At 69.5% G+C, this 3257-nt stretch carries 1 protein-coding gene and 2 pseudogenes; 2 read left to right on the top strand and 1 reads right to left on the bottom strand.

Annotation, left to right across the window (positions count from 1 at the left end; genetic code table 11):
* Together AB0442_RS42030 and AB0442_RS42035 are read left to right on the top strand one after the other, a co-directional pair.
* Positions 1 to 509 (top strand): annotated as a pseudogene (locus AB0442_RS42030) (hypothetical protein); the annotation flags it as partial.
* 417 nt (positions 510 to 926) lie between these two features.
* The gene (locus AB0442_RS42035) at positions 927 to 2045 is read left to right on the top strand and encodes a hypothetical protein (RefSeq protein ID WP_366168786.1); all 1119 of its coding nucleotides are present in this window, start codon (positions 927 to 929) and stop codon (positions 2043 to 2045) included.
* A gap of 729 nt (positions 2046 to 2774) precedes the next feature.
* Here the strand turns inward: AB0442_RS42035 and AB0442_RS42040 are convergent.
* Positions 2775 to 3146 (bottom strand): annotated as a pseudogene (locus AB0442_RS42040) (transposase); the annotation flags it as partial.
* Positions 3147 to 3257 lie beyond the last annotated feature (111 nt).

The following is a 3257-nucleotide window of genomic DNA, read 5'->3' on the forward strand; positions in this document are numbered from 1 at the left end:
TGCAACAGCTGGCCTCTGTACTGGACGACGAGCAGCTGATCGTTCTCGACCACGCCTCCGGGCGCGGTTTCGTGCTGACCATGAGCGGCATCGGGGACAACTTCCAGCTGCACACCCTGCTCGCGGACCGCCTCATCGGAAACAGGATCCGCGGGCTGCTGCCGGGTGAACGGCCCACCCGGGCCTGGGTGGACGCCGCAACTTGCGGCAATCCCCGTACCGTCTCCGGCGAGCCGGTTCTCCGGCGCTTCCGCCTGTTCGACGGCCACGGCGGCTATGTCGCGCCCGAAGGCATCCCCGCGGACATCAGACCACTCGACGGCGTGCGGGTGCTTGTCCTCCACCCGCCGCGCGGCTCGTTTGGCTGGGTGAACGGTCGGGTCTTCGAGCAGATGGAGCCTTCGCTGCGACTCGACCGCCGGCTGTCCCGCCGGGAGGCAGCCGGGTGGCTTGGGCGGATCACACCCGCGCGCGAGACCGACCTCATAGCGCCTGTCCAGGCCCCTTGAGGCGGCCGTCGCCGGCCGTGCCACCCTTCCCCTTGTGCCGCCCTCACGCCTCGAAGGCGGAGGGCTGCCGCAGGCCAGGTCGCTCGCCAGCAGCTGGAGGGCCGGCGCCGCGCGGACCGCCGAAAAGCTCCGCCAGGTCCTCGCCGCGATGGCCACCCGGCTCCTCGTCCACCGAGATGCGCTCCCCTGCGGAGACGAGAACGTCGCGTTCCGGTCGGAAGAGCTCGCTGCCTAGCTGAAGGATGGCAGTCCGCCTGGAACACCATGACGGTGGACCGCAACGCCGACGGCGCGGCCACGGAGCTCGGCTGGCTGGGCAAGCTGCCCAAGCCGAAGCTGACGTTGCTGCTGCCCGGCCCACCCCGAGCCGGAGCATAATCAGGTGAGCTTGGATCGGCAGGCTGGCAGGATGCCGGGGTGGACGAGATCATCCGCGCCGCAGGCGCGCTGCTGGGCCAGCCTCTCCGGAACCCCATCGATCTCGGCGGCAGCTCGCGGAGCACCGTGCTGCGCTGCCGGACGGCCACCGGCAGCAGCGTGATCGTCAAAGCGTTCGCCGACGAGCCTGAGGCACGGCGCGCATACACCGGCGAGACGGCAGGGCTCTCGCTCGGCCTGGCCGGACCGAAGCTGCTCGCCGCGGACCCCGCGCGACGGTTGCTGGTGATGACGGACCTGGGAGACGCGCCCACCCTGGCGGACCTGTTGCTGGGCACTGACCCGAAGGCCGCCGAGCGCGGCCTCCTGGAGTGGGCTCGCGGCCTGGGCCGGCTGGCGGCCTGTTCAGTGCCGCGGCGCGCCGAGTTCGCGACTCTCTGGCAGCACCACGACCAGGGCCTGCCGAGCTGGGAGGACGAGCCGTGGCAGCGGCAGAACGTCGACGCCTTCCTCGACCTGCTCACCGAGTGCGGCTTGACCGCCCCACCCGGGCTGGCCGACGAGCTCACCAAGGTTGGCACCGCCGGCGGCGAGCGATACCCCGGCTTCACCCCGGGGGACACCTGCCCCGACAACAACCTGATCACCGCAGAAGGCCTGCGACTGATCGACTTCGAAGCAGCCGGCTATCAATCGGTCTTCCTGACCGCAGCCTACTGCCGGATGCCGTTCTCCAGCTGCTGGTGCGTCTACCGGCTGCCGGCCGACCTGGCCCGGCGGACCGAGGAGTCCTACCGGTCCGAGGTGATGACGCAGTATCCGGACCTAGTTGAGGAGGCACTCTGGCAGGCCGGTATGGCACAGGCGCTGGTGATCTGGACGATCGACACGACGCTGCGCCTCCTGCGCCGCGCGCTGCCCGAGGACGGGCGGATGCACCGCACCCGTCGGCCGGTGCCCACCCGCCGACAGGTGCTGCGACACCGCTGGACAAGCGCGCTCCAGCTGACGGGGTATCCGGCCTTCACCGCGACCATGCGGCTACTGCTCTCCGAGCTCGCCGCAGGGTGGGACGTGCCCGAGCTGCCGGGCTACCCGGCGTTCCGCGCGGGCGCCGGACCCGAGGCCGGTCACGACGATCAATTCCAGGTGATCTGAGACGGTGCTGAGTGACGTTGACGCCCGTCTCGCCCTTTTCGGTTGGGGCAAGCGGCCTTGTTGCGGCCCCCGGCGCGGCTATGGCCAGGGCAGGGTGAACAACCCTGCTCGGTCTCGGTCAGGATCCCTCGCTCGGCCAGCCGTTTGAGCTTCAAGATGGACGTTGTTGGGCGCGATCTCCACGTCCATCGCCCCGCACACCGAGCGCGCTCGCAACGGTGTGTCGGCTGCGGCGAACACTGCCATGACCTGCTGGTAGGCCGGGTGGTCCAGTTTCGCGGTCGGCGGCGCGGGCAGCCGAGGATCGTGCAGCTACAGCAGCGTCTTGCGGGTGATCCGGACTCAGGGCCGGGTAGCGGGTACGGCGGGCACCAGGTGCGCGATCGTGCTGCGCCGTCCACCGCTCTCACCGCCATGCCCGTGTCGTTCGACGGCGCCGTGGTCCGGCGGCACCGGGGCACCGTACGCGACCAGCCTGACGGTGCTTGCTGTGCCGGTCCAGCACAGGTGTGAGGACGGTTCGGGGGGTGCCCCTATGTGTTTGGTCAAGGGGGTCGGCGGCAGGTTCGAGATCGTCTGGCACTTTGATGGGCATGGAAGACGAGCCGACTGTCCGGGAGTCCGCTGAGGAGGGCTTGCGGTCGTGTGACTTCTGTAGTTACCCGGTTGCCCTGGACTCCGTCGATGAGTACGACTGTCTGGTGTGTGGGGATTCTGAATCCCGGTGACTCAGGCCGGGGCAGCGGTTCGGGGTTCGTAGAAGGTGCTGTCGCGGAGCATCGCGAAGAGGACGTCGGCCTGGTGGCGGGCGAGGTAGAGCAGGGCCTGGGTGTGGTGTTTGCCTTGGGCGATCTTCTTGTCGTAGTAGGTCCGGGATGCCGGGTCGGCGAGGGCGGCGAATGCGGACAGGAAGAATGCGCGTTTGAGCTGCTTGTTGCCGCGTCTGGAGGGTTGTTCGCCGCGGATGGAGGAGCCCGAGCTGCGGGTGGCCGGGGCGAGGTCGGCGTCGGCGGCGAGGTGGGCTGCGGAGGGGAAGCTGCTGTCGTCGCCGACGTCGATGAGGATCTTGGCTCCGGTCCTGACTCCGATTCCCGGCATGGACATCTCGCTCGGCCGCCCGGGTGCCTCGTTCGTCCTGCCCTCACGCCAACCACCCGGCGTCACCCGATCGGCGCCCGCTGTGAAAAGTCTCACTGGTAGCGTCTCACCCCC

This window comes from Kitasatospora sp. NPDC085895 (assembly GCF_040702125.1).
GTDB lineage: Bacteria > Actinomycetota > Actinomycetes > Streptomycetales > Streptomycetaceae > Kitasatospora > Kitasatospora arboriphila.